We start from the raw sequence: 2,281 nt of genomic DNA, 5'->3' as shown, positions 1-2,281 counted from the left end.
AACAAAAGTACATTATAAAATTGATACAGTCACAGTTGAATTAGATGAGGTTAATTGGAATAATGTTGCTGAAAAGGTGGAGACGAGTTCTATTCTTAATGATACGGCAGGTTCTATACGTGATGTAAATCCTGGTTACCCTACTGAAGGTAGAACTCATAATTGTGTTAATTGTGCCATAGCTACTGATGCAACATTGGGTGGTAATCCCTCATCCGCTTTACCAATTAATTCAAAAAATGGAGTCTCAATATCCGTATTAGAAAAACAATATGGGACAAAATTTCAAAATGTCAGTGGTCCTAATAATATTATTGAGCAAATGTCAAAAGCTGGAACTGGTGCAAGGGGTATTGTATTCGGTTCCTATGGACCAGGGCAACCAGGGCATGTTTTTAATGTTGTAAATCAAAATGGGAAAATACGTTTCTTAGATGGTCAAACAGGTAAAGTTGCGGATATGAGCAAATTCAAATCTTTCAAATTTTTAAGGACTAATTGATGATTACTTTTATTGAAGCGTTAAATAAAGCTAAAAATTATTTAGCTGAATACGATATTCCTGTAGAAATCACTGTAATTGACAGATTTTCTGAAGGATGGCTTTTTTGTTTCCAATCCAGAGAGTTTTTAGAAACTGGTGATTTTTCAACACAATTAATCGGTAATTGTCCATTTATAATAGATAAAGATAGTGGAAAAATATATGAGTTGGGAACAGCATACCCTATAGATGTATATATACAACAATATGAAAATAAGAAGATAAATGGGAATTTTTAATTGTTCTATACCAATTGCTAAATGGAAATTGAATTGATGCAGAAGAATTACCCCTACTAGTTCCGCCTAGTGTTGGTGCTTCAGGTAGAGTTCCTAAGGTTTTACAAAGTGGTGGTAATACTTTAACTCAAAGTACAGCAAATGCTCTGAATAAATATTTTGGTGAAAATATTAATAAACGTGAATGGGGTAGAGCCCTTGAATCGCTTAAAAAAGATAATAATATACGAAATGATCATCATGGAAGAATTTTAGATAATGGTGATTATATTAATTCTAGTGGAAATGTTATAGGTAATATCGGAGATTATTTAAAATGATTTCAATAAATTCTAGGCGAACTCCCATATCTCCAGAATATCCAAGTTGTGATGAATGTTATGCAGCATTGTTAATATATCCAAATGATATTCATCCCGATAAGATAACTGAACTTTTGAAAATTGAACCAACACAAAAAAATATTATTGGAACTAAGAGTATTAATCGTATCGGAAGAATTAAAGAGATTAAAACTTCCGGATGGTTTTTATCATCAAAAGATTATGTTATATCTAGAGACTTAAGAGAACATTTAGATTGGTTACTAAATAAAATAGCACCCTGTAAAGAGCCGTTAGAGAAATTACAGACAAATAAAAACGTGACTATGGGTATTGATTGTGTATGGCGATCATTGGCTGGTCATGGTGGTCCTGTAATATGGCCAGAACAAATGAAAATAATGTGTGAACTTAATTTGGAATGTAGTTTTGACATATATTTTGTCAATGATGAGTAAATTGATATTTTTGGGAAATGTTTTTTTATTAGTGTGATCACAATATTGTATTTTATATGAATAAATTAAGAGAACGTTATTCAAAATAAAAGATAAATCTCCAATAATAGTGGGGGAAGATCTATCTTTTATTTTTAAACTGGCAAATAAAATTCAACAAACAATTTACCTTTCTTAATTTTAATGATAACAGGGGATCCCACATAAGCCCTATCTACTAAGCCCCCTACCTATCAGTGATAAACCAATTGGCGAAGCACCCAATCCCTTACAACTGCCTCAGGTTTCACCACCTGAAACCATCGCCGGTGCTTTAACACATGGCGTGAGTCAATTTCTGGTCGGTTTTATTCCTATGTTTAAAGCCAGCAAGTTTATCCGTCCATTACAAAAAATGGGCTCATGGGGCAAAGGAATGATAGCCGGCAGTGTCACCGATTTTGTGGTATTTAATCCCCATGAATAACGCCTGTCAAACTTAATACAACAATTTCCTGAACTGGCTAACCCAATAACCGAATATCTACAAGCCAAACCGGACGACAATACTGCTGAAGGACGACTAAAAAACAGTTTGGAAGGATTATTAATCGGCAGCTTAGCCGAACCCCTTACCCGCTCATTACGCTTACTGAAATACGCCCGCATCAAAATAACCGCTACCGAAGTCAGAGCAAAAGTACATTATAAAATTGATACAGTCACGGTTGAATTAGA

The 2,281-nt window shown here is 33.9% G+C and carries 4 protein-coding genes; all 4 read left to right on the top strand.

Features of this window, described 5'->3' with window-relative positions; translation table 11 throughout:
- Window positions 1-502, top strand: a 502-nt coding sequence (locus JMI89_RS11700; RefSeq protein ID WP_220680170.1) for a toxin glutamine deamidase domain-containing protein, incomplete at its 5' end; no start/stop codon positions are given.
- Window positions 502-783 carry a YrhB domain-containing protein gene (locus JMI89_RS11695; RefSeq protein WP_187756470.1) on the top strand — a complete coding sequence of 94 codons (282 nt, stop codon included), beginning with the start codon at window positions 502-504 and terminating at the stop codon, window positions 781-783. The genes JMI89_RS11700 and JMI89_RS11695, both read left to right, overlap by 1 nt.
- 316 nt (window positions 784-1,099) lie before the next feature.
- Window positions 1,100-1,564, top strand: a complete 465-nt coding sequence (locus JMI89_RS11690; RefSeq protein ID WP_187756451.1) for a DUF4279 domain-containing protein — start codon at window positions 1,100-1,102, stop codon at window positions 1,562-1,564.
- A 325-nt stretch (window positions 1,565-1,889) separates the two neighbouring features.
- On the top strand, window positions 1,890-2,030 hold the full coding sequence (locus JMI89_RS11685) for a hypothetical protein (protein WP_220680169.1): 141 nt from the start codon (window positions 1,890-1,892) through the stop codon (window positions 2,028-2,030).
- Window positions 2,031-2,281: the final 251 nt, after the last annotated feature.

The organism is Frischella sp. Ac48, from assembly GCF_019641635.1.
GTDB lineage: Bacteria > Pseudomonadota > Gammaproteobacteria > Enterobacterales > Orbaceae > Frischella > Frischella japonica.
This window is presented reverse-complemented; position numbering and strand designations above follow the sequence as displayed.

What these genes read in the sequence shown, in the direction of transcription:
- JMI89_RS11695 (WP_187756470.1), top strand. Translation starts at nt 502, where the DNA reads ATGATTACTTTTATTGAAGCGTTAAATAAAGCTAAAAATTATTTAGCT.
- JMI89_RS11690 (WP_187756451.1), top strand. Translation starts at nt 1,100, where the DNA reads ATGATTTCAATAAATTCTAGGCGAACTCCCATATCTCCAGAATATCCA.